Consider the following 22,524-nt stretch of genomic DNA (forward strand, 5'->3'; position numbering starts at 1 on the left):
GGATGATCAGTGTTGCAAATGCTTTGGAATAGCAAAATGGGGCAAAGGCATCGGCTTATCGCCATTGCCGGTCCGGAATGCTTTGAGTTGCATGACATACGTCAGAATATGCGCCACCGCGATGTAGAGCTGGCTTGGTACAGCCTGTTCGATCGCCGTGGTGTAGTAAATAGAACGGGTCAGCGGTGGCGAGTTGATGATTTCAACCTGATTTTCACGGGCGATACGTTGAATATGCATCGCTGTTTCATCCACGCCTTTGGCGACCACAAATGGAGCGTCTGATAAATCAGGGTCATATTTCATCGCGACGGCGTAGTGGGTCGGGTTGGTGATGACCACATCGGCAGTCGGTACCATTTTATCGATTTTACGCCGAGCAAATTGTTGCTGAATCTGACGAATACGCTGTTTGACCTCAGGTCGCCCTTCATTATTTTTGTACTCTTCTTTGAGCTCCTGCTTGGTCATTTTGAGCTCTTTCATGTGCTCCCAACGTTGATAGGGGATGTCAATAACGCCGAACAGCAGTAAGGCAAACCCCATCATTAGCAGACCATCGAACAGGATTTGCATTATGGAAATGACACCTTGCTCCAGCGACAGTCGCTGCATACCGAGTAAGGGTTGCAGGTGATTATCAAGATAGCCATATAGCACGCCAAAAATGACCAGCACTTTGAGGGTCGATTTGAGGAGTTCAACCAGAGAGCGGGTTGAGAATATCCGTTTGATACCGCTGAGTGGATTAAGCTTACTCAGTTTAGGAAAAGCGTTCGCTAAACGAAACATCCAGCCACCCAGTACCATAGTGCTAGTAAGCGTTACCGCAATAATCACGATAAACATAGGCAGAAGCAGCGTAATGATCATGCCGAGGCTATGTCCGAGCTGCTCCACCATTTGTTTCGGGTTCGCTAAGTCTTGCTTCGTCAATGTCATGTTAAAACGAAAAATACCTGCAATACTGTCCCAAATCACTGGGAGCTGACTGGAGAAGTACACGGTGACCGCGAGAAAAATTGCGGCGGTCGTGAATTCTTTCGCTCTGGGTATCTGACCTTCCTGACGCGCTTTCTTGAGCTTCTGCGGTGAGGCTTTTTCTGTTTTGTCCTGAGAAGATTGCTCGCTCATCCGCCCCCCGCCATGAATTGGTTGAGAAAACGTAGTGTGTCGTTGACCAGTACCGTATATCGGCTCGGCACACCTGACACCGAAATGAGCACGCTGAACAGGCCAAGCAGCATGGTCATTGGAAAGCCTAACGCATAGACATTGAGTGAAGGGGCTGCACGGTTCATCACGCCAAAACTGATGTTCGCCAATAGCATAGAAACAATTGCCGGGAGGGCGAGTGCCAGTGCAGAAGCGAACATCCAGCCAAATAAATTAACAATGCCTTGCAAAGAAGCTGAAGTCAGACCGGAGCCGACTGGCCAAACAACAAAGCTTTGGATAAGGACATCAAGCACCACCAAATGACCTTCGAGAGATAAAAACAATAAGGTGCAGAAAATCAGAAAAATACGACCAAGAATTGCTACGGACATGCCGTTGACAGGGTCGTTCATCATTGCCATGCCTAAGCCCATCTGCATGGAGACAATCTGGCCCAGCGTCGTAAAAATGGTAAACAGCATATGCAAAATCAGGCCAAAGAACAGTCCCCAAATGGCTTGTTCAAAAGCGAGAAACAGAGAAGTCATCGAGAAAAACTCGACCGCTGGCATTGGCGGCATCAAAGGAGCGGAGATCATCACAATCGAGAGTGCCAGTAAGCTACGCACCCAGACGGGTATCAATGAGTCACCAAAGAAAGGCATGGAGATAAATACCGCACCAATGCGGAAAAAAGGCCACCATAGCTGCCCAAGGAGGCGAGAGATTTCTGCGAAGGTAACCTCCATCAGCCAATCATTCCTGGAATATTGTGGAACAGGTAGTCGAACAGCTCCATGATTTTACGTAGCATCCAGTGCCCCGCAAAAATTACCATAAGTAACGTGACCAGAAGCCTTGGTAGAAAGCTCAGTGTTTGCTCATTGATTTGCGTGGCGGCCTGAAAAATTGCAATGCCAAGGCCGACAATCAGGCCTGGCACAACCAGTACTGCGACCATGGTGATGATCAGCCATACCGCATTGGAAAACAGGGTGACGGTCATTTCTGGTGTCATGCGAACTCCTGTTTACCCAAAGCTGGCGGATAATGTGCCGACCGTCATCGCCCAGCCATCGACTAGAACAAACACCACCAGTTTGAATGGAAGTGAGATGATCAGCGGTGATAGCATCATCATACCCATTGCCATCAGGACACTGGCGACGACAAGGTCAATGATTAGAAACGGAATAAACAGCATGAAGCCGATTTGAAAAGCGGTTTTGAGCTCACTGATGACAAAAGCGGGCAGTACCACTGCAAACGAGATGTCCTCCAACGCGGTATCGAGCGGCTCATTAGCAATGCGCAACATTTGTTCCAAGGATGTTTGCTGAGTTTGTGCCAACATGAAGTTTCGTACGGGCTTTTCTGCGACTGAAAACGCCTGCATTAAGGTAATTTCCCCTTTGTCGTATGGCTGGAAAGCATTTTGGTAAATATCTGTCCAGACAGGGCGCATGATCAGTAGGGAAAGCGCGAGTGCAATACCCACCAATACTCGGTTTGGTGGGCTTTGTTGGAGCCCTAAAGCCTGACGAAGGATTGCAAGAACCACAATAATGCGAGTAAAGCTGGTGGCCATCAGAATAAAAGCAGGGAGAAAACTCAACGCGGTCATCAATAACAGAATCTGCAGTTTTACACTGTATTCTTGCTGAGTAGCTCCGTCACTGACAGACAAAATGGTTAAGCCTGACTCATTCGCAACAGAAGGGAAAGCGAAGAGCAGGCTAACCAAGCCGATTAGGATCCCCCATCCTTGCAAGGAAGGTGACTTAGTCATGTTTCAGTGAACCCTTATTCAACTGCGGAGGTCAGAGCCGAATCGACAATATCAATCAATCTCAGGCCATATTTTTCGTTCACAACCACCACTTCAGCATGGCCCATCAACGATCCGTTGACTTTAACATCGAGGGGCTCGCCATTGAGTTTATCAAGCTCAATAACACTGCCTTCGCCAGCTTTCATTAGATCGCCCAAAGCAATATCTTTACTGGCGACTTCCAGAGTGACGGTAACCGGAATATTTTTGAAAAAGCTCAGATCACGTTCTGGTGTTGGTACCACGGCATCGAGAATATCAGTGTGTGAATCTTCCAGTTGAAAATCATCAAAGTTCAGCTCTTCGCCATTAAATGTGGCAGTTTCTGTTGTCTCGCTCATTAAAAAGAGTCCTTATCGTGATTAAGAATTAAAACTAGTTGCCCATCATTCTCTGCAACTCGACCAGAAAAAAGCTGTTCTTGACCAATGCTCACGGGAGCGGAAGACAATAACTCGATGGGTAATATATCGTTAGGTTGCAGTGAAATGACTTCACTGAGCGGCATGGTTTTTTTACTAAGTAAGACATTGAGTTTGACAGGCGTTGCTGCCAGAGATTGGCAGAATGGCTCGTACATGGACTCTTTGGGTTGCAAATCCAATTGTTCGGTTAAGGTGGCGACAAGCTGTTCATCTAGCTTAAGGTGGATGGTACCTTGGTGATTGTTCAGGTTGACGTCAATGGTGGCGTGAAGGCCTGTCCCTTGTGCTGGCTCAAATTCACAGTCAGACCACATTTCTTCGGGCGCCAACCAGTTAATAATCAGTCTGCCAATTTTTTCCTGAAGTCGTAAATCACTGTTATTGAGTGAACTATGGCTTCTTTCCATCCTTGCGTTGTAAAAGCTATCAGCTAATTTAATCAGTATCTGACTATCGGTATAGATAAATACTCGCCCACCCTCGTCATGCTTAAAAGTACTGATAAAAGACTTATCCATTTCACTTGGTGTAAAAGTATGCAGTGAAACTTGATTTATATTGACATCTGCGTGATGTGTTTTTAACCAGTTTTGCAGCTCATAAGTCAGGCCGTTACACGAGGTGGATATTAAATCATCCAACCTGTCTCGAATTACGTGAATAGGTTTCCCTAGAGATTCTATGCTTAGAGTCTGATAGTCTGGAATAGATATCTTGCTGCTACTTTCCATTTATATTTTACCATGTCTTGACAAAGCGATTTTTAAATTTTCTAACTCAATTGGCGCAAGTCTACATAGAAAAATTTGTTATAAATAACCCCGTTTTATAAAATTTGTGACTTTACTCCATATGTTGATTTTAAGTCGTAATATATATCTTCTCATAAAAAATAAAACAGGTTAGTTTTCGATGTATACAAATGACGAATGATGATTTTTAGTTGTTATCAGTTTGTTGTTCTGTTTTATCTTTTTGGTTTTTAATGATTTTATTGATTTGTTACATGTTAATTACATTGTGCCAGTGCCTGAGGGTGGTGGTTGAAATATAGACAATTATAAATTCACGAATTCAATGATATCTCTTATTTAATTCTAATTAGATGATTCTTCTTTTTATTTAATGGCACTCATATAACATCATGAATACTAAAGCTCAGAAAATATATTTATTAGCTTTACTCTTTCATTGTTCTTCTTTTGCTGACACTGAAGTGGAAGTTCCTATGGATGAAGTAGATTGGGTTTATAAAGGGAGTAGCTTAGCGTGTAATTTGGAGTATGAAGACTCTTCCTATGGGAAGTTTTATTTCCGCTCTGAAGAAGTGGGAAACATATATTTCCATGCACAAGTAGAGAAGAATAATAAAAACTGGAATAGTGGGAAGTTATATAGTTATCCAGCGCCATGGAGTAATGAAAATGAACTTCTACTCATCAGTCAGAATACGACTATTAATAATCAGTATTCTACTTTTAAGCATAATATGGCTGAATTGTTGAATAACATGGAAGCTGGACATTGGATAAAGTTTGCTTTTAGCGGAAGAAACGCTTCCGATTATAGAGCCTATATTCTCCCGACGATTCGAATTCAGACTGCTCTCACCCAATTTCGTCGCTGCCAATCCTCCTTACCAAGTATGTCCTATGCTCAAGCACGAAATATCACTCTCTCATTTGAGTTTGGCCAACGCCAACTAACCACCCAACAAACGAATACGCTTGATGCACTAAACACCTATCTTCGAGCCGATAACAATATCAGTAAAATTCTCATTGATGGTTATACCGACAACATTGGTTCCAAGGTGGCTAATTTAACCATCTCAAAGCAACGAGCCGAGTTGGTGGCTAAGGCACTTAAAAAATACGGTATAGAGGACGCAAGAATAGAAGTACGGTCTCATGGTCCTCGGTACCCCATCGCCAGTAATGCAACACCAGAAGGGCAAGCGAAGAATCGTCGTGTGACGTTAAGACTGGTACGCAATGATGAAGCAGTAATACCCACAAAAATTAAAAAAATTAACGAAATGGAAAAGGCTTAAAAATGACAGAGACAAATATCTTGTTAGTTGAGCCAAAGGATGAATTTGCTCAGCCAGTCATTAGAGTGTTAGAGGATTCAGGTTATCGAGTGACTCACGCTCGGACGGGGCGAAGTGCGCTGCTTGAAGGCGCGATGCCCATTACTTTGGTGAGTTCAAACCTGCCTGACATGTGTGTCAGAGAATTCGTCAGTTGTCATCAAAAGACATCGAGTAATGGAGTGGCTATAGCAATTGTTGAACAAGAGCAGGGAATCTTAGCCGCTGAAACCATGAAGGCTGGCGCGACGGATTATCTGCTTCGTCCTTTTGAAAATAGTCAGTTAGTCAACCTTTTACGCCGCGTTGAAGTGATTGGTAAACCAATGGCCAACATTGTTGCCGAGTCATGGCGGAGCAAACAGGTACTTCAGCTCGCTCACCGTGCAGCGTGTACGAATGCCAGTGTCTTGGTGACGGGAGAATCCGGCACCGGTAAAGAAGTGTTGGCGCGTTACGTCCACGAACATTCTCCACGCTCAAGTGGCCCATTCATCGCTGTAAACTGTGCCGCTATCCCCGAATCTATGCTTGAAGCTGTGTTGTTTGGTCATGTCAAAGGGGCTTTCACTGGGGCGACTCATTCTCAAAGCGGCAAGTTCGAAGAAGCGAATAATGGAACCATACTGCTGGATGAAATCGGTGAGATGACGCCTGCGGTTCAGGCCAAGCTTCTGCGTGTACTTCAAGAGCGCGAAGTAGAGCGAGTAGGTAGTCATAAGCCGATTCAACTTGATATTCGAGTGATTGCGGCGACAAACAAAGATCTGCGCGAAGAAGTGAAAAATGGCACGTTCCGCGAAGATCTTTACTATCGATTGGATGTATTACCCCTGCATTGGCCTCCTCTACGAGAGCGCAGTGAAGACATTTTACCTATCAGTCAGTTTTTTATTAACAAATATCAGGATGGCAGCCAATGTCATCTCTCCCAAGATGCCATGATGGCTCTTAGCCAGTATCACTGGCCTGGCAATATCCGAGAGCTGGAAAATGTTATCCAGCGTGCTTTGGTTATGCGACACGGTGACTACATTACCGCGCATGATCTGATGCTACCAGTTGAGCTCATCAGCCCAGTTGAAACAGCCACGCCTTCACAGAGCATGGGGCATGTTGAGGCTAAAAAACAGGCTGAATACCAGTACATTCTTGAACAACTTCGCCAGTATGGCGGCAATCGAACCAAGACGGCAAACGCACTTGGTGTCACAACGCGCGCTTTGCGCTACAAACTAGCGGCAATGCGCGAACAAGGTATTGATCTACAGTCGGCTCTAGGCTCGGCTGCTTAAGGAGGATAAGTTATGGCAAGTCAACCAATAAACAGTGCAATGACCGCAGAACAGCTAATGCTATCCAAAATGGATGCAATGCGTACTCAGATTCAACCCGAGTTCGCGGTTTCTGCCAATCCACTTGATGTGCAGCAGGTGAATCAGCCTCTCTCATTTTCCACCGCAATGACCAATGTGCTTGATACGGTTAATCAACACCAGTCGGCAGCCAGTCAAAAAATGACCGCAGTAGAGACAGGGAAAAGTGATGATTTAGTCGGAGCTATGATCGCTAGCCAGAAAGCCAGCCTGTCGTTCAATGCATTGATGCAGGTACGTAACAAGGTCGTGACCTCGTTTGAAGATATTATGAAGATGCCGGTGTAATCCATGTCAGACTTAACAACACAAGTTGCAGGTGGTGGAACATTTAGCGCTGCCAGTACGCAAACTTCCTCGACTCGGGGAATGGAAGATTTTACTCATAAATTAAAACAGTTGTGGTCAAACAGTCAGAGAAATCTGGTTCTGTCTGCTGTGCTAGCTGCCATTGTAGCGGCCATCATTGTGGTGGCCCTTTGGAGTTCAACGCAGAGCTACCGTCCGTTGTACAGTCAACAAGAAAGATTTGATACTGGTGAAATTGTCTCTGTTCTTGAATCCGAAGGTATCAATTACCGACTTCAAGAGCAAAATGGCCAAGTATTAGTGCCCGAAGGTGAAGTGGCTAAGATCAGAATGTTGTTGGCGGCAAAGGGTGTGAAAGCCAAGCTACCAACAGGTTTGGACTCACTCAAAGAAGACAGCTCGCTTGGCACCAGTCAGTTTATGGAAACTGCGCGCTATCGCCATGGTTTGGAAGGTGAATTGGTACGTACCATCATGTCTCTCAATGCAGTTTCCAATGCTCGTGTTCACCTAGCCATACCGAGACAAACGCTCTTTGTGAGACAAAACAGCGAAGCGCCTTCAGCATCAGTCATGCTTGAACTTAAACCGGGTGAAGATTTGAAGCCGGAGCAGGTCGAAGCGATCATTAATCTGGTTGTTGGCAGTGTGACAGGAATGAAGCCTGAGCTAGTCTCTGTGATTGATCAATATGGTCGCTTGCTCAGTGCCGATGTTGCCTCTGCGGAAGCCGGTAAGGTCAATGCCAAATATCTTGAGTATCAGAAGAACGTTGAGAAACAAATTATTCAGCGCGCGTCCGACATGCTAACTCCGATTGTTGGCCCGAGTAACTTTCGCGTGCAAGTGGCGGCGGATCTGGACTTCAGCCAGGTGGAAGAAACTCAAGAAATCCTGGATAACACGCCGATCGTCCGGAATGAGCACACCATCTCCAACAATTCGGTTGATCAGATTGCGTTAGGTGTGCCGGGAACATTGAGTAATCAGCCCCCTGTAACCGGTGAAGTCCCGACCCAAGATAGCCAAAACACCAATGCTCGCTCTGAAGTCAATCGTCAGTATGCAGTGGGAAGTAGCGTGCGACGCACACACTATCAGCAGGGCCAGATTGAAAAGCTTAGTGTTTCTGTCTTGCTCAATGAGGCCGCGGCGCCGAATGGTACCGCTTGGACTGCGGACGAAAAAGCTCAGATTTCCACTATGGTCACAGATGCCGTGGGTATTGCCGCTGAGCGTGGCGACAGCCTCAGCTTAATGAGTTTTAGCTTTACACCACTCGCGATTGAGGCGCCACCGACCATTCCTTGGTGGCAAGACCCAACGATTCAGCAGCCAATGCGCTATGTGATTGGTGGTATGTTAGGTATGGCGATGATTTTCTTCGTGCTGCGTCCACTTATCATGCATTTGACTGGTGCGGACCTACGCTCTCAAGAGCTGGAATTTGCCGATCCACAAGAAGAGCCTATCTTCGACAATCTGCAAACACGTGAAGAGCGTGAACGTGAAGAGGCACTGAATCGCAAGCTATCAGAAAAAGGTATTGCCGCTTCCTCTGGCTTAGATGTGGGTAATGATATGTTACCGCCAGCGGGTTCCCCACTAGAGATTCAGTTGAAACATCTACAGTTAATTGCCAACGAAGAACCTGAACGAGTCGCCGAAGTATTAAAACAATGGGTAAATGTGAATGAACACAGCAGAGTTAAAGCAAAAAGCAACGCTTAGTCATGTAGAACAAACCGCTCTCGTTCTTCTCGGCATGGGGGAAGATGCCGCAGCCAAAGTGCTGCGACACTTTACCCGGGACGAAACCCAGCGTGTGACCAAAGCAATGGCGAAATTGAGTGGGATAAAAAGTGATAGTGCCAACGGCGTTATCCAGCATTTCTTTGAAGATTTTCGTCAACATAGCGGTATTCGTGGTGCATCGAAAGAATACCTGTCGAATACACTGCGTAAAGCGTTGGGCAATGACTTAGCCAAGGGGCTTCTTAATAACCTATATGGTGATGAGGTCCGCAATAATATGCAGCGTTTGCAGTGGGTGGAAGCTGAGGTCTTAGCAAGATTTATCTCCCATGAGCACCCACAGATGCAGGCGATTTTTCTGGCTTATCTGCCCCCAGAAAGCTCATCCGCTGTGCTTAAGTATCTGCCGGAAGACCATCATGATGAACTTCTGTATCGGATTGCTCAGCTTCAGGATATCGACCATCAGGTTGCAAGCGATCTGAACGACCTGATTGAACGTTGCATTGAGCAGGTATCGGTTAGTCAGAGTGCTCCGTTATCTGGGGTCAAGCAAGTGGCGGATATTATCAATCGCTTTGAAGGTGACCGTGGTTCACTGATGGAAATGCTCAAGTTGCACGATGAAGAAGTGGTGAGTGAAATTGAGCTGAACATGTTCGACTTTATGGTATTAGGTCGTCAGAGCGAAGAAACCATGGACCGATTGGTTCAGCAAGTCCCACTTGAGCTTTGGGGCTTGGCCCTGAAAGGGGCAGAGATTCTTCTTCAGCAATCCATTAAGAGCGCAATGCCGCAGCGCATGGTGAAAGCGCTCGAAGATGACATGGAAATTCGTGGCGCGGTGCCACTCAGTCGAGTTGAGCGAGCTAGGCAAGAAATCATGCAGATCGTACGTGAACTGGATGAGGCGGGCGAAATCGAACTCTTGCTTTATGATGAACCGACAGTGGAGTAAGGCATGTCAGTAGTGAAATCAAGTTTACTGCAAGTCCCAGCATCAGGTTATCGTATTCATCGTTTTCCGCCACTGGCGCAGCCAATGGCAAGCGATGATGAATTTGCCATCGATGATTCCTGGCAGGAATCCCAGATAGACCTTCAACAAAAGCTTGAAGAAGGCTTCCAGACTGGTCTCGAACAGGGGCATGAAGAAGGTCTTCGTCAAGGATTAAGCCAAGGGAAGCAGCAAGGCTTGTTGGAAGGCCAGAAAGAAGGGTTCCAGAAAGGCTTTGTATCTGGTGAACAATCAGGCAAACAGGCATTTCTTGAAGCAGCCAAACCGGTGAATGAGCTTTATCAAACCCTGTCACGTTGGCAGTCTGAGCGCGAGCAACAACAACGTCACATTATTTGCGAGCTGGTACAGAAAGTCGCACAACAGGTAATTCGAGCAGAGCTGACTTTGATGCCACAGCAAATTCTGGCGCTTGTTGATGAAACACTTGAGGCAATGCCCGGAAAAACAGAGAAGGTGACGGTTCATCTTAACCCACAGGATCTTGACCGCATCACTCAAATCAATGCGGAATTGCCGAAAGAATGGAAGCTGGTCGCCAATCCAGAACTGCCGATTGGCGGGTGTCATTTGGTGACCGATGATGCTGAAGCGGACGCCAGCTGTGACTCGCGCTTACAAGCGTGCATGGATAACGTTAAAGAGCATTTGCTTGAAGAAGTGACACCAGCAGCAGAAGGTGATAATGAGTAATACGCTTGCTTTTGAACTCCTCTCTGAACGAACCAGTGAAGCGATAGCTTCACTGGATTCCATTCCTGTGGCGAGGGTCACGGGGCGGCTAGTGAAAGTAACCGGACTCATGCTTCAAGCGGTGGGGTGCCGTTTTAAGCTTGAGCAACGTTGCCTAGTTGAAACTGCAGAAGGTGACATGATTGAAGCGCAGGTCGTGGGCTTTGATCATACCATCGCTTATCTGATGCCCATTCGCCGCCTCGGTGGTTTGTTCGCGGGAGCGAAAGTGGTGCCGCTGGATGGGGACAGTACGGTTCAACTCAGCGACAACTGGATGGGACGAGTCGTCAATGGTCTAGGTGAAACCCTTGATAACGGCCCGACATTACAAGGTGGTGATCGGGTATCTCTTGAACCTAAGCCGATCAATCCACTTAAGCGCAGGCCTGTTGATTCACCGCTCAATGTTGGGGTACGAGCGATTAATGGCTTGCTTACGGTGGGTAAAGGCCAGCGTATTGGGTTAATGGCTGGTAGTGGCGTGGGAAAAAGTGTTTTGATGGGAATGATCACTCAAAATACAGAAGCCGATGTCATTGTGGTGGGCCTTATTGGTGAGCGGGGCCGTGAAGTGCGTGAGTTCATTGAATCGAACCTCACCCCCGAAGCGCGTGAGAAAGCCGTTATTATCGCAGCACCGGCAGATGAATCACCTTTAATGCGTCTTAGAGCCACACTGTTATGCCATCGAGTGGCTGAGTATTTTCGTGATAAAGGTAAAGATGTTTTACTAATGATGGATTCTTTAACCCGTTACGCGATGGCTCAGCGGGAAATTGCGCTTTCTCTGGGGGAGCCACCTGCCACACGTGGTTATCCACCATCGGTGTTTAATGTCTTGCCACAGTTACTTGAGCGTGCCGGGAACAGTGAAAACCAAAACGGTAGTCTGACTGCCATCTATACCATTCTTGCCGCAGGTGATGATCAGCAAGATCCGGTGGTCGACTCGGCTCGCGCCATTCTTGATGGTCATGTTGTTTTATCTCGTAAATTGGCAGAGCAAGGGCACTATCCAGCGATTGATATTAATGCATCAATCAGCCGTTGTATGACGGCTTGCGCGCAGCCTGCACATTTGACTGTGGCTAATGAATTTCGCAGGGCCTACTCGAACTACCTTCAGGTTAAAGATTTATTGCCACTTGGAGGTTACCAACCAGGACAAGATCCTGAACTGGATCGCTCAGTGGCTTTGTATCCACAATTGACCGAGTACCTTCAGCAAGCGGCAGACTGTTCTGTGGATTTTCCTCAAAGCCTGACAGAGCTGGCACAGCTGTTTCAATCAAACTAGGAATTAACGTATGGAAGCAAAATTGCGTGCTGTGGAGAAGTTTCAGAAAATTCAGCGAAAACATCGAGATAGGATGTCAACGCAGTTGGAATCGCTGCGCCAACAGCACACACTAGCCCAGCTGCGTTTACAACAGCTTGTGGACCTCAAAAGCCAGACACAGCCACGATCGAGTACTGCAACGTCTTTGCACCGAGAGGCACTGCTCAATCGCAGTCGTGTCGATCAGATGCTTCATAGGTTGATTGTCCATCAGGAGCACGAGCAGGAGCTAATGCAAGCGCAGTGCACATCATTGCAAAAGCAGCTGGAAATTAAACATTTTAGAGTTAAAGGTCTAGAAAACACCCTTAAAGGTTGGAAGGAAGAGCACAATTCTGACATTCGATATAAGGAAGAGCTCGCGTTAGAAGAGATTATCAATAGCCGATTCGTGCAAAAAGCTCAATAATTCGTCACCCGCAAGGCTTTGCGTCACCTTAAACGGCATCAAGCCTAATTAACCTAAGGAAGGAGAGAAAGGTTGGTATGCTTAAGTTAAGAGATGCAAATGTCCTTATTATCAAAGAATTTCCCAACAAAAACATCAGTATATCTAGTCTTATGCTGTCATTGGGAATCAAACAACACAAGATAATCCATCTTAATTCTCCTCATGAAGCGCTCAATCGGACGTTCCATGGTCGGTTTGATATTCTGATTTGCGATCAAAGCTTTCGCAAAAACACCGTAAAGTCACAGGATGTGGTTCTTGAGCTGAGGAAAGCGAATACCATTGATGAGCGTTCGACAATCATTATGGATTGTTCTGATAGCAGTCTCCGTGACAGTTCTTACTACTTGGGTGATGTTCACCTTAAACCAGAAGATAATCAGCGAGATATTAGCGTTTTGATCCGCAAGGTGTTTGAGAAGAAGAACAAAGTATGGCCGCTGCTGCAGCGTAACGATCTTGAATGTGCTGACGAGATAGCAAAACGTTACCAATTCTTTGAGCAGCACTACGTTGAGTATCAGTACGATTTCAAACTCAATCGAGCTCATCACCATCTGGTGAAACGTGAGCTTAAGCAAGCAACTGAGTTATACGGAGCCTTGATAAAAGAAGCCGGTAAGCGAGATTATTCCCTAGAGATTAGCCTGTTTCTCAATGCTCTGGTGTTAAATGCGCAGTCAGACGACGCACTAGAACTGTATAACAAGTTTAATTCAGCCAAGTTTCAACTCGGTCAGCCATTTGATGAGATAGGAACGTTGCTGATGTTGCAAAATGGCAACATCCAGGAGGCTTATCGCTTGCTGAGTCGGTCAGGCTCACGCTGGGGTCTGAATTTGGCTCAGCAGACATCGTTGGCGCTGATGAGTATTACCGCCGGCCGACATGATGATGCTTTGGTGCATTTTTCCTCTGGTCTTAACACGGCCAAGCTGATTAACAGAGATGTTGCCCAATACACACTAAATTATCTGTTTGCGTTGTTAATGCTTTGGATGCGAAGTGAAGAAGGGAGCGGTTTGTATGGGAAGAAGTTTGACCAGGTTGTTAAAGAAATTTCTCGCTATAAGCTCACAGAGAGCGAAAGCCAGCATTTGGCGTTAATTCAACTCCATGCTGAATTTCTTACGGGGGCTCGTCAAAGTGCAGAGTCTGTATTGGATAGCTTTACCCGCAAGCTGGACAAAGTGAGTAGTGTGGCGAAAATCCACGCACTGTACCTTTCTACTGGGTTATCCAACAAAGATAATTTGACCCTCATTGTCGATGATCTTATCCATAATGACAGCGTGTTCATGTTTGACCCCCTGCCACCAGTTTGTGCGGCGTTGGTTAAACGTATTGACTTTAAACAATTTGCCAGTGACATGAAGCGTTTTCATCGCGAGAAAGTTGCGGAGTAATTTTCTCGCTGTTTTTCGTACCAAAATAGGCAAAGCGACCTGTTTTGACCTGCAATTAAATTCGATTTTTATCTCTGGGATAAGGTTTCCGAATTGGAAACCTGCCTCTTTTCACGTTGTTCTGCCCTGATAGAATTCCTTGCACTTGAATGATTGTAAGACTGTGTCATTGAGAAAATATGGAATCTAATCACTTAACCGTTATGGTCACAGGCATTGATGGGACGCGCTTTTTTAATCTTTCGTTCCGCGCCATAACCGGGATTAAGTATTCTCTGTTATTCATTGTTGTGGTGTTTTGCACGCTGCTTGGGCTTTTGTCTATGCTCGCGGGGGATGCCTCAGATTCTGAGCGAGAAAAAAGTGAGTTGTTGAGTAAGACCTATTCTCTTGAGAAAGAGTTGGTACGTTCTCATGAATTTCAGAGTGGTTTAGAAAGCCACCTGACAAAGAAGAAGAATGATCTCGCTTATGTGACGGACAAGCTGCGTGATATTGAGTCTGCGTTGGCGCTTTCTAACGAGTCTTTAGATTTAAGAGATCGAGTGGATAGTGCCGCACTTAGTACCGCTGTTCGTCACCAAATGATGCAGTTGATACCCAATGGTAGACCTGTGAAATCTGGTTATCTTTCTTCCCATTATGGCCGTCGGGTACATCCCGTAACCAAAATGAAGACTATGCATCATGGTATTGACTATGCGGTGAATGCAGGTACGCCAATTTATGCTCCTGCAGATGGCATTATTGAAGTGGCGAGAAAGAGTAATAAAGGCTCAGGTAATTTCTTAAAACTAGCGCACTCATTTGGCTTTACTTCTTCTTATTCTCACTTGAGTGCATTCAAGGTACAACGTGGAGATTACGTTAAAAAGGGTGATTTGATTGGCTTGTCAGGTAACTCTGGGTTGTCGACTGGGTATCACCTTCATTATGAGGTTCGTTTGGTGGGGCGCTCTCTGGATCCTTTGCCTTTCACTAAATGGGAAATGAACAACTTTGACTCGATTTTCGAATCGAATAAGGACGTAAAATGGGATTACTTGGTAAACAGAATAGAGAATCAAATAGCCACTGCTCTCAAACTGTCATCGCGGAAGGAGGCTACATTGAAGGACAACTCAAGCTTACTTGTCACATCCAGATAGATGGACAAATAAAGGGCAGTATTGAAACCGATCGAAGTGTCACTATCAGTGCGACGGGCTCAGTGGATGGTTCAATTCGAGCCGAGCGTTTAATCGTTAATGGTCGCTTTCTTGGCAAGGTGTACACCAAAAGCTTGGAGATTCTTGAGCACGGTTACCTTGAAGGGGAGGTGTCTGCCACAGAGTTCACTATTCAGAAAGGCGGTGTCTTTCTTGGGAATTCAAAGAATGTCTCCACAGAAGAAGTTGTGAATCTAGACACTGCGAAAAAGACATCAAAACCAAAGGCGAAAACAGAACAAGGTAAAGTCGAGCAGTGCGCTTGAGTCGTTACTAGGCTCTTTAAAACGAAAAAGACGTCCTAGGACGTCTTTTTCTTGAATTTGGCTCCCCCTGCGGGACTCGAACCCAAATAGATAGATACTATTTCCTGCTTGGTCTAAGCCTGTGCTGAGACAGTTTAGGTGTAGGGCAAATGACCTATCTGTGCACCTAAAGTCAGTTGCTAGCTTTATTAACAATTACTTTATGCTGCTTAAAGAAAAGCTCGATACGGGTTCAGTGTTCTATGTATGGCGCAAGCGAGAGGACAAGGTGCCGTCACACAACTATCGCGTGATGTTGTTTACTGACTACAGCAAACATTTTGTCCTCACCATATGCTGGGACAAGCGCAACGAATTGGTTGAGCACCTCAAAGAGGCTTGGCAAGAAGCGATAGAGGAGCACTATAGCGGCAAAGCGCGCTCATTGGTATTACTTGACACACCCAACTTTGTACAGAAAGGAGCCATTAGTATATTGGCCAGCTTATTCTAATTCTGAGTTGGGCGTGTCTGTTAATCACTCGAAGTCACTGATAATAATAACACTTAGGTGTGATTCCATGATGCTGCGTGTGAGGCTGGGACGCAACGAGTGCAGCTACAAAGTTACCTATTTGAGTATCGATGCACGAAAGAGATAAATGCTATTGATGAGTGAATTACTAACGTGAGGAGCTGAAGGAACAACGGTCACACTCTAGCGCATTGCTGGGAACAAATAGAAGTTATCAGCCCTGCTCCCTCTATGGATTGAGTAGAATAGGCCTCATTAAAAAAGTGGTAGTAGAATTAACAGTGAGTTACAGAGTAGTACGGCTAACGGAGCTGATGACGCATGAGTTCGGTCAAGTCGAAGGGGATATAGAAAGGTTAACGGAAAGGGCGCTGAGTTCTGCAATCCCCCATGGGATGAGTTTCTCTCGCTTTATGGACAAACTCAAAAGTGGTGAGTTGGCTCTGTTGACGGACACTCCATCTAAGCCAGTGATGCTCCGTGATGGAATGAGTAAATCGTGGAGCTTGTCTACTGAAGGGCAAGAGGCCTTATCGCCAGAGGCAAAAAACGCCTTTCTCTCTAGAGCGAAAATATCTCGTGGAGCGGTAAGTAGAGCAGCGTCAAGTCAAAGTCGTGCGGCATACGCTCCANGAAGGGCAAGAGGCCTTATCGCCAGAGGCAAAAAACGCCTTTCTCTCTAGAGCGAAAATATCTCGTGGAGCGGTAAGTAGAGCAGCGTCAAGTCAAAGTCGTGCGGCATACGCTCCAAGTATCGAAGAGACCTATGTCCCTGAGCCCATCAAGCCTGATAATTCTGATGCTCCACCCCAGCTCAATTATGAATATTGCTTTGAAATTGCGTGCTCTGAGGACACATTCAAAAAAAGCGTGGGCTGTGCGTTTCAACTGGGCAAGACCAAACAAGAAGCTATGATTGGTCGCTGGCAAACTGAGCCCACGGAACACGGTACTAAGTACATTGCTCACACGGCCTTTGATGAGCCGAAAAAATTGTTTGCGAAAGTGGCGGACAGCTCAATGGGCATCAACGTACCTGACAGCGTGCAAGTGAAGCCAATAGGCTCCGGTGTCGTGGAAGAAGCATTTATCCCAGTCGTCCCATCGGTGCAGCTAGGAGAGCGATTAGGACTGCCAACAGAAGGTTACTATTACCACTTTCATAACGACCGATTAGTGCAAGAGTACAAGCTGCTGGGTGAAGGCAAGTGGGCATTTTACGCTACATGTTCCACGCATGAGCAACTGAATGATGAGCAAGGCTACAACCGACTGCAAAGTGCTATCTTGGTGTACTGGAAACTGGCAGGCCAAGACGTTGAAAACCAGAGCCTTGTTTACCTTGAACAGCAAATCACCCGAGAAGAGCTTGATAATCTCAATGATGACTGGGTGGCTCAGCATGGTATCAAGCTCGAAATCAGTGAGCTTTTTACGGCACTAAAACAGCCTGTCGTCGAAAGGCAAACCACTCAACCAGTGGAAACGGATAAAGCCGAGAGCAAACCAGAAACTCATACCGTTGGTACGGGCTCAAACACTAATCAACGGGAATCATGGGGAGTCATTGCAGAGCAATATGGTTTGTCGGCTAAACAGTTACTTAATTTGAATCCGCAATACAATGCCGATCCGATGTCGTTGAAAGTTGGGGATACGCTCAAGGTTCAAGAGCCTGTGCATCTTGATACTACCAAAACAGTGCAACGTGCATTACCACCTGTGGGCCCCAAGACATACAATCGTTCAGCAAACACTCACTATGCTTACAACGGCAATTTTCAAGGCACGTCAGTCACACCTATCAGTAGTGAAGGTATTGTAAATAACGACCTTGCTGTGGCAAACATAGTAAGCATCTCTCCTCAGGATGTCGATGATGTGTATCTTGTCTTCGCCGATAAAAAAATGAGTGTGGAAGATTTTGCACAAGAAACCTATCTGTCGAAAGACGAAAACATCATTGATCATATATTTGAATCAAACCCTCACCTTAAACGTAGCTTCAGTCAGATTATTGAAGGAATGCCTTTAGTTGTATCTCCATGGGTAGAAAAACATCCAGATGAAGAATTAGCGATCAATCAAGCCAGTGAGCTTATGACTGACTTTTTGCAGCTTTCTAGTGAAGAAAAGAAATGGTTTGCAGAACATCATGAAACAGCAACTAATGCTTTACTTGTTGCCGCGACATCCGATCTAGATGTTTACCAAGGTGAGCCAGCATCAATAGGCCCTAGTGGTTTTAGTTTAAATAACATCGTTGCAGGAGCGGGAGCCGTGGTTGCAGGAGCTCAGGTCCAAGGAAATAAGCTAAGCCAGCGAATGAAGTCATTTGCAGAGTATTCACGTTATATTGCAGAGAAGACTAAAGGCTTATCAGGGCAAGCGCTTTATTCTAATCCTGACTATAAGGCATGGAGAAAAGAAGCCAGAGCATTTCAAAGTGAGATTAAATCGATTCTCTCTGAGGTTGGTAAACCAGGTTACATTAAAAATGTTCAAGCGAAACGTATCAATGACTATCTTAATGTCGGTAAGCGACAATTGTATCGCGCGAAAGATTTCTCTAAGGCAGTCTCTGGGATTGAGATGACTAGTTTGTATAAGCAAGCAATGTCTTTCAGTCGATTTTTGGGTGTTGCTAATGGGTTAGTGATTGGAGCAGGCTTGTATGGTAACGCTGTGGATGTGGCAAAGACATGCAATACTAGCGGTTGGTTTGAGGAAGCTTGCAATCGAAGTGTTGTTAGAAATAGTACATCAGGTCTTACAAACGTTTTGGGGGGACTTGCTATAGGATGGGGAATCGCTCTTATACCTGTAACTGGAGGGTTATCAATTGCATTGGTTGCTGGTGGCTCTTTTATCTGGGGAATGTATGGAGGAGAGCTCTCGAACGAAACAGGGAAAGTAATTGAGGAAATGATTTTTGATTGATCTAGCTATTAAAACCGGTGTGTTACTTCTGGTAGTAGGTGGGTTCCCATACGTTGCCTTGAATATCTACTTATCAATAAAGCTTCGGAAGCGAAAATACGAGATTATTCATAGCACAGTGAATTGTGCTCCATCTAAGTTTAGAGAACGAGCTAAATTTATTTTAGAGAGTAATATTTCTTGGGTTTTTGCTAGTTCTACAAGTCATATATTGTACGCATATCTCATACTTAGGTACGTTTGGCGAATACCGAAGGCAGAGATTCAAGAGTGGCGTCAAAGCATCAAATCTATTTATGGTTCTGATTATCCTTTGTTTAGATTTTCGACTGTATTGATTAATATGTGGCTAACAGGTCTTCCCGTTTTATTATTGATTGCTTTTCGTGGATAAGCTTTTTAACAGATAACATATACTTTAAAACTGGGGCATTGAGGCAAAAAAAGAATGGGGAGCGGGACAGCTCCCCATTGTCATTTTTAGCTTTGGCTGGTAGCACTTTTGACTTCTAACCAGCTGTTTGTTATTTCAGCTAATGTAGATTCTAAACGCTGTTGCTCGGTTATTTGTTGGTTCTTGAGTTTAACTTGAGGATCAATGCCTTGCAGGAGCGTCTCTATCGCTCCAAGAGCTCTCTTTCTTGCATTAGTAGTGAAAGGCTAGGGTAGCTGCCAAAGTCATGTTAGCGTGTTTACCGCTGTACGGGCGTGTATAGTTGAATAACCAGGTCTTTGTACCGTTTGGTTTTACACGTAGACGAAGGCCATTATCATCAAAGAGTGTAAATTCTTTATCTTGTGGTTTAGCGTTGAGATTTGTTTATCTGTTAAAGATTTAGTTGCTCTTTCCATGATTGGTACGCCGTAAATTGGAACATACGGACAATATACCTATTTGTGTACCTAAACTTCTAAGCTAGTACGAGTCAGGAAAAGACGTTAAGAGAATACCATTCCTTGAAATAGCTAGGTTTAGATACAAAAAAAGACGTCCTAGGACGTCTTTCTTCTTGAATTTGGCTCCCCCTGCGGGACTCGAACCTGCGACATACGGATTAACAGTCCGCCGTTCTACCAACTGAACTAAGGGGGAATTGCGTTTAAGCGCTGCGAATATTATCGATGAGACGAAATTCTGTCAACCTCAAAATTGCCTCATTTCTCTAAATTTTTTTGTTAAAAAATGCTTTACTTTTTTGTAGCCCTTGACGTGTATAGGCTAGGTTTACTTATCCACCAAAATTGTGGATAACTGTGTTAATGAATCTTGGGCAATGAATAAATCTAGCAATAATAGGGTTTTAGCTCTAAAAATAATCAATCAGGATCATGAGCTAACTTATTGTATAATAAAGCATCAAAGCAGGCTTAGATCGTACTTTGTTCCGTCAATAAATTTTTGAACGATGTGGGTAAGTTTAAGTTTTATAGAAAAATGTGGGTAAGCTGTGGTTAGTTTTTGGAGTTTTCAAGAGAGGGATCTCGAGTAGGGCGAGAGATGATAGCAGGATTGAAGATAGCGATCTAGCATTAGCAGAGCAAATTTTTTAAAACAGAGGGTTATTTTCTCTTTAGCTATTGTATCTGTATATCTATACAGTCAAAATAGACCGGATGTCTTCTTCATTTTCGGGCGAGGTGCAAATGAGCAAAGTTTTTGATTTGGTGTCGGATTACCAACCATCAGGTGACCAGCCAACCGCGATTAGCCAGTTACTGGATGGGTTAGATTCGGGCCTCGCTCACCAAACTTTGTTGGGGGTGACTGGCTCAGGTAAGACGTTCACCCTTGCTAATGTCATTGCGCAGGCGCAGCGTCCGGCCATTTTATTGGCACCGAATAAAACGCTAGCAGCACAGCTTTATGGAGAGATGAAAGCGTTTTTCCCTAATAATGCGGTTGAGTACTTTGTGTCTTACTATGATTATTACCAACCTGAAGCCTATGTACCAACAACGGATACCTTTATAGAGAAAGATGCGTCTGTGAACGCGCATATCGAGCAAATGCGTCTCTCAGCAACCAAAGCCCTGCTGGAACGAAAAGATGCCATTATCGTCGCTTCTGTGTCCGCGATTTATGGTCTGGGTGATCCGCAGTCCTATTTACAGATGATGCTGCATATCCGACGTGGGGACGTGATGGACCAGCGTGATATCCTGCGCCGTTTGGCGGAGCTGCAGTATAGTCGAAATGATGTGGCTTTTGAGCGAGGTCAGTTTCGTGTGCGTGGTGAAGTGATCGATGTTTTTCCTGCTGAATCGGATCAGGATGCTGTGAGAATCGAAATGTTTGATGATGAGATCGATTGCATTAGTATTTTCGATCCCCTCACTGGCGTTGTTAAACAGCGCGATTTACCTCGTTTTACCATCTATCCGAAAACGCACTATGTGACGCCCAGAGATAAAATCCTAGAGGCGATAGAGAACATTAAAGTTGAGCTGGAAAGTCGAAAGAAATACTTGCTGGACAACAACAAACTACTCGAAGAACAACGTATCTCCCAGCGAACCCAGTTCGATATTGAAATGATGACTGAGCTTGGTTTCTGTTCGGGAATTGAAAACTACTCGCGCTATCTCAGTGGTCGCAGTGAAGGTGAGCCGCCACCGACTTTATTTGATTATTTGCCTCATGATGGCCTGCTAGTGATCGATGAATCGCATGTGACGGTGCCACAAATTGGTGCCATGTTTAAAGGCGATCGATCTCGCAAAGAAACATTGGTGGAATTTGGTTTCCGCTTGCCTTCAGCCTTGGATAATCGCCCACTAAAGTTTGAAGAGTTCGAATCTCTTGCACCACAAACCATTTTTGTCTCTGCCACACCGGGTAACTATGAGCTGGAGAAGTCCGATGGTCAAATAGCCGATCAAGTCGTACGTCCAACGGGCTTACTCGACCCTGAGTTAGAAGTTCGCCCAGTCGCAACTCAGGTGGATGATTTGCTCTCTGAAATTCGGATTCGTTCTGCTAAAGACGAGCGTGTTCTTGTTACGACTCTGACAAAACGGATGGCAGAAGATCTGACCGAGTATCTAACAGAACATGATGTTCGTGTTCGTTATCTTCACTCTGATATCGATACGGTTGAGCGAGTCGAGATTATTCGTGATCTGAGGTTAGGTGAGTTTGATGTACTGGTTGGCATCAACCTGTTACGAGAAGGCTTAGATATGCCGGAAGTCTCGCTGGTGGCTATTCTGGACGCTGACAAGGAAGGTTTCTTACGTTCAGAACGTTCGCTAATTCAGACCATAGGCCGTGCGGCACGTAATATTAGTGGTAAGGCGATTCTTTATGCTGACACTGTCACAAAATCGATGCACAAGGCAATGGGAGAAACTAACCGTCGCAGAGAGAAACAGCAAGCATACAATGATAAAATGGGTATCAAGCCTCAGGCTCTGAAACGTAATATCAAAGATATTATGGAGCTTGGGGATATTGCTAAGAGCAAGAAGCCACGAGCAAATAAGCAGGTTCCGTTATCCAAAGTTGCAGAGCCCTCACAATCATACAATGCGATGACGCCTCAGCAACTTGAAAAAGAGATTAGCAAGCTGGAAGCCCAGATGTATCAGCACGCCCAAGATTTGGAGTTTGAAGCAGCGGCTGAGAAGCGAGATCAGATAGAGAAGTTACGTCAGCAGTTTATTGCCAACAGCTGATCCTATGCACCTCTGACAGACAGGTA

General features: G+C 45.3%; 19 protein-coding genes, 1 tRNA gene and 3 pseudogenes. 15 read left to right on the top strand and 8 right to left on the bottom strand.

Annotated elements, in window-relative coordinates; all coding sequences use genetic code 11:
- Window positions 1–6: 6 nt before the first annotated feature.
- The 6 genes from flhB to L1D23_RS08510 are packed head-to-tail and all read right to left on the bottom strand — an operon-like array spanning window position 7 to window position 4,145.
- A complete protein-coding gene (flhB, locus tag L1D23_RS08485) occupies window positions 7–1,134 on the bottom strand; it encodes a flagellar biosynthesis protein FlhB (RefSeq protein WP_239865533.1) in 1,128 nt (375 codons plus the stop codon).
- Window positions 1,131–1,907, bottom strand: coding sequence for a flagellar biosynthetic protein FliR (gene fliR / locus L1D23_RS08490; RefSeq protein ID WP_239865535.1), 777 nt, complete (start codon window positions 1,905–1,907; stop codon window positions 1,131–1,133). Before fliR ends, flhB begins: the two co-directional genes overlap by 4 nt.
- Entirely contained in the window at window positions 1,907–2,176 is a 270-nt protein-coding gene (gene fliQ / locus L1D23_RS08495; RefSeq protein ID WP_006963035.1) for a flagellar biosynthesis protein FliQ, read from the bottom strand. The genes fliR and fliQ overlap by 1 nt, the downstream gene beginning before the upstream one ends.
- Window positions 2,177–2,188: 12 nt before the next feature.
- Window positions 2,189–2,947 (bottom strand): flagellar type III secretion system pore protein FliP, encoded by a 759-nt coding sequence (gene fliP, locus L1D23_RS08500; protein ID WP_239838150.1) that lies wholly within the window; start codon window positions 2,945–2,947, stop codon window positions 2,189–2,191.
- 14 nt (window positions 2,948–2,961) lie between these two features.
- Window positions 2,962–3,330, bottom strand: coding sequence for a flagellar motor switch protein FliN (gene fliN / locus L1D23_RS08505; RefSeq protein WP_239865537.1), 369 nt, complete (start codon window positions 3,328–3,330; stop codon window positions 2,962–2,964).
- Window positions 3,330–4,145 carry a FliM/FliN family flagellar motor C-terminal domain-containing protein gene (locus L1D23_RS08510; protein WP_239865539.1) on the bottom strand — a complete coding sequence of 272 codons (816 nt, stop codon included), beginning with the start codon at window positions 4,143–4,145 and terminating at the stop codon, window positions 3,330–3,332. Before L1D23_RS08510 ends, fliN begins: the two co-directional genes overlap by 1 nt.
- Window positions 4,146–4,558: 413 nt before the next feature.
- Between L1D23_RS08510 and L1D23_RS08515 the strand changes: the two genes are divergently transcribed.
- The 14 genes and pseudogenes from L1D23_RS08515 (at window position 4,559) to L1D23_RS08580 (ending at window position 18,823) form a co-directional block, all read left to right on the top strand.
- On the top strand, window positions 4,559–5,467 hold the full coding sequence (locus tag L1D23_RS08515) for an OmpA family protein (RefSeq protein WP_239865541.1): 909 nt from the start codon (window positions 4,559–4,561) through the stop codon (window positions 5,465–5,467).
- A 2-nt stretch (window positions 5,468–5,469) separates the two neighbouring features.
- The gene (locus L1D23_RS08520; RefSeq protein ID WP_239865543.1) at window positions 5,470–6,801 is read left to right on the top strand and encodes a sigma-54 dependent transcriptional regulator; all 1,332 of its coding nucleotides are present in this window, start codon (window positions 5,470–5,472) and stop codon (window positions 6,799–6,801) included.
- Between the two features lie 12 nt (window positions 6,802–6,813).
- Window positions 6,814–7,170 carry a flagellar hook-basal body complex protein FliE gene (gene fliE, locus L1D23_RS08525; RefSeq protein WP_239838155.1) on the top strand — a complete coding sequence of 119 codons (357 nt, stop codon included), beginning with the start codon at window positions 6,814–6,816 and terminating at the stop codon, window positions 7,168–7,170.
- A gap of 3 nt (window positions 7,171–7,173) precedes the next feature.
- On the top strand, window positions 7,174–8,922 hold the full coding sequence (fliF, locus tag L1D23_RS08530) for a flagellar basal-body MS-ring/collar protein FliF (RefSeq protein WP_239865545.1): 1,749 nt from the start codon (window positions 7,174–7,176) through the stop codon (window positions 8,920–8,922).
- The gene (locus L1D23_RS08535; RefSeq protein WP_239838157.1) at window positions 8,885–9,904 is read left to right on the top strand and encodes a flagellar motor switch protein FliG; all 1,020 of its coding nucleotides are present in this window, start codon (window positions 8,885–8,887) and stop codon (window positions 9,902–9,904) included. Before fliF ends, L1D23_RS08535 begins: the two co-directional genes overlap by 38 nt.
- 3 nt (window positions 9,905–9,907) lie before the next feature.
- Window positions 9,908–10,657, top strand: a complete 750-nt coding sequence (gene fliH, locus L1D23_RS08540; RefSeq protein WP_239865547.1) for a flagellar assembly protein FliH — start codon at window positions 9,908–9,910, stop codon at window positions 10,655–10,657.
- Window positions 10,650–11,996, top strand: a complete 1,347-nt coding sequence (locus L1D23_RS08545) for a FliI/YscN family ATPase (RefSeq protein WP_239865549.1) — start codon at window positions 10,650–10,652, stop codon at window positions 11,994–11,996. Before fliH ends, L1D23_RS08545 begins: the two co-directional genes overlap by 8 nt.
- Before the next feature lie 10 nt (window positions 11,997–12,006).
- Window positions 12,007–12,447 carry a flagellar export protein FliJ gene (locus L1D23_RS08550; protein ID WP_239865557.1) on the top strand — a complete coding sequence of 147 codons (441 nt, stop codon included), beginning with the start codon at window positions 12,007–12,009 and terminating at the stop codon, window positions 12,445–12,447.
- A 77-nt stretch (window positions 12,448–12,524) separates the two neighbouring features.
- Entirely contained in the window at window positions 12,525–13,895 is a 1,371-nt protein-coding gene (locus tag L1D23_RS08555; RefSeq protein ID WP_239865559.1) for a hypothetical protein, read from the top strand.
- Between the two features lie 179 nt (window positions 13,896–14,074).
- A complete protein-coding gene (locus L1D23_RS08560) occupies window positions 14,075–15,043 on the top strand; it encodes a M23 family metallopeptidase (RefSeq protein ID WP_239865560.1) in 969 nt (322 codons plus the stop codon).
- Window positions 14,929–15,369 (top strand): polymer-forming cytoskeletal protein, encoded by a 441-nt coding sequence (locus L1D23_RS08565; protein ID WP_239865563.1) that lies wholly within the window; start codon window positions 14,929–14,931, stop codon window positions 15,367–15,369. Before L1D23_RS08560 ends, L1D23_RS08565 begins: the two co-directional genes overlap by 115 nt.
- A 187-nt stretch (window positions 15,370–15,556) precedes the next feature.
- Window positions 15,557–15,799, top strand: a pseudogene (locus L1D23_RS08570) (inovirus-type Gp2 protein); the annotation flags it as partial.
- Between the two features lie 398 nt (window positions 15,800–16,197).
- Window positions 16,198–16,470 (top strand): annotated as a pseudogene (locus tag L1D23_RS08575) (S-type Pyocin domain-containing protein); the annotation flags it as partial.
- 28 nt (window positions 16,471–16,498) lie between these two features.
- Window positions 16,499–18,823, top strand: coding sequence for a LysM peptidoglycan-binding domain-containing protein (locus L1D23_RS08580; protein ID WP_239865567.1), 2,325 nt, complete (start codon window positions 16,499–16,501; stop codon window positions 18,821–18,823).
- Window positions 18,824–19,469: 646 nt separating this feature from the next.
- On the opposite strand, the pseudogene L1D23_RS08585 reads toward L1D23_RS08580, so the two are convergent.
- Both L1D23_RS08585 and L1D23_RS08590 read right to left on the bottom strand, forming a co-directional pair.
- Window positions 19,470–19,574 (bottom strand): annotated as a pseudogene (locus L1D23_RS08585) (hypothetical protein); the annotation flags it as partial.
- Window positions 19,575–19,840: 266 nt separating this feature from the next.
- Window positions 19,841–19,916: transfer RNA gene (locus L1D23_RS08590), tRNA-Asn, on the bottom strand.
- A gap of 551 nt (window positions 19,917–20,467) precedes the next feature.
- Here L1D23_RS08590 and uvrB point away from each other — a divergent pair.
- The gene (gene uvrB, locus L1D23_RS08595) at window positions 20,468–22,498 is read left to right on the top strand and encodes an excinuclease ABC subunit UvrB (RefSeq protein WP_239838169.1); all 2,031 of its coding nucleotides are present in this window, start codon (window positions 20,468–20,470) and stop codon (window positions 22,496–22,498) included.
- Window positions 22,499–22,524: the final 26 nt, after the last annotated feature.

It is taken from the genome of Vibrio sp. Isolate24 (genome assembly GCF_022398215.1).
GTDB classification, from domain to species: domain Bacteria; phylum Pseudomonadota; class Gammaproteobacteria; order Enterobacterales; family Vibrionaceae; genus Vibrio; species Vibrio coralliilyticus_A.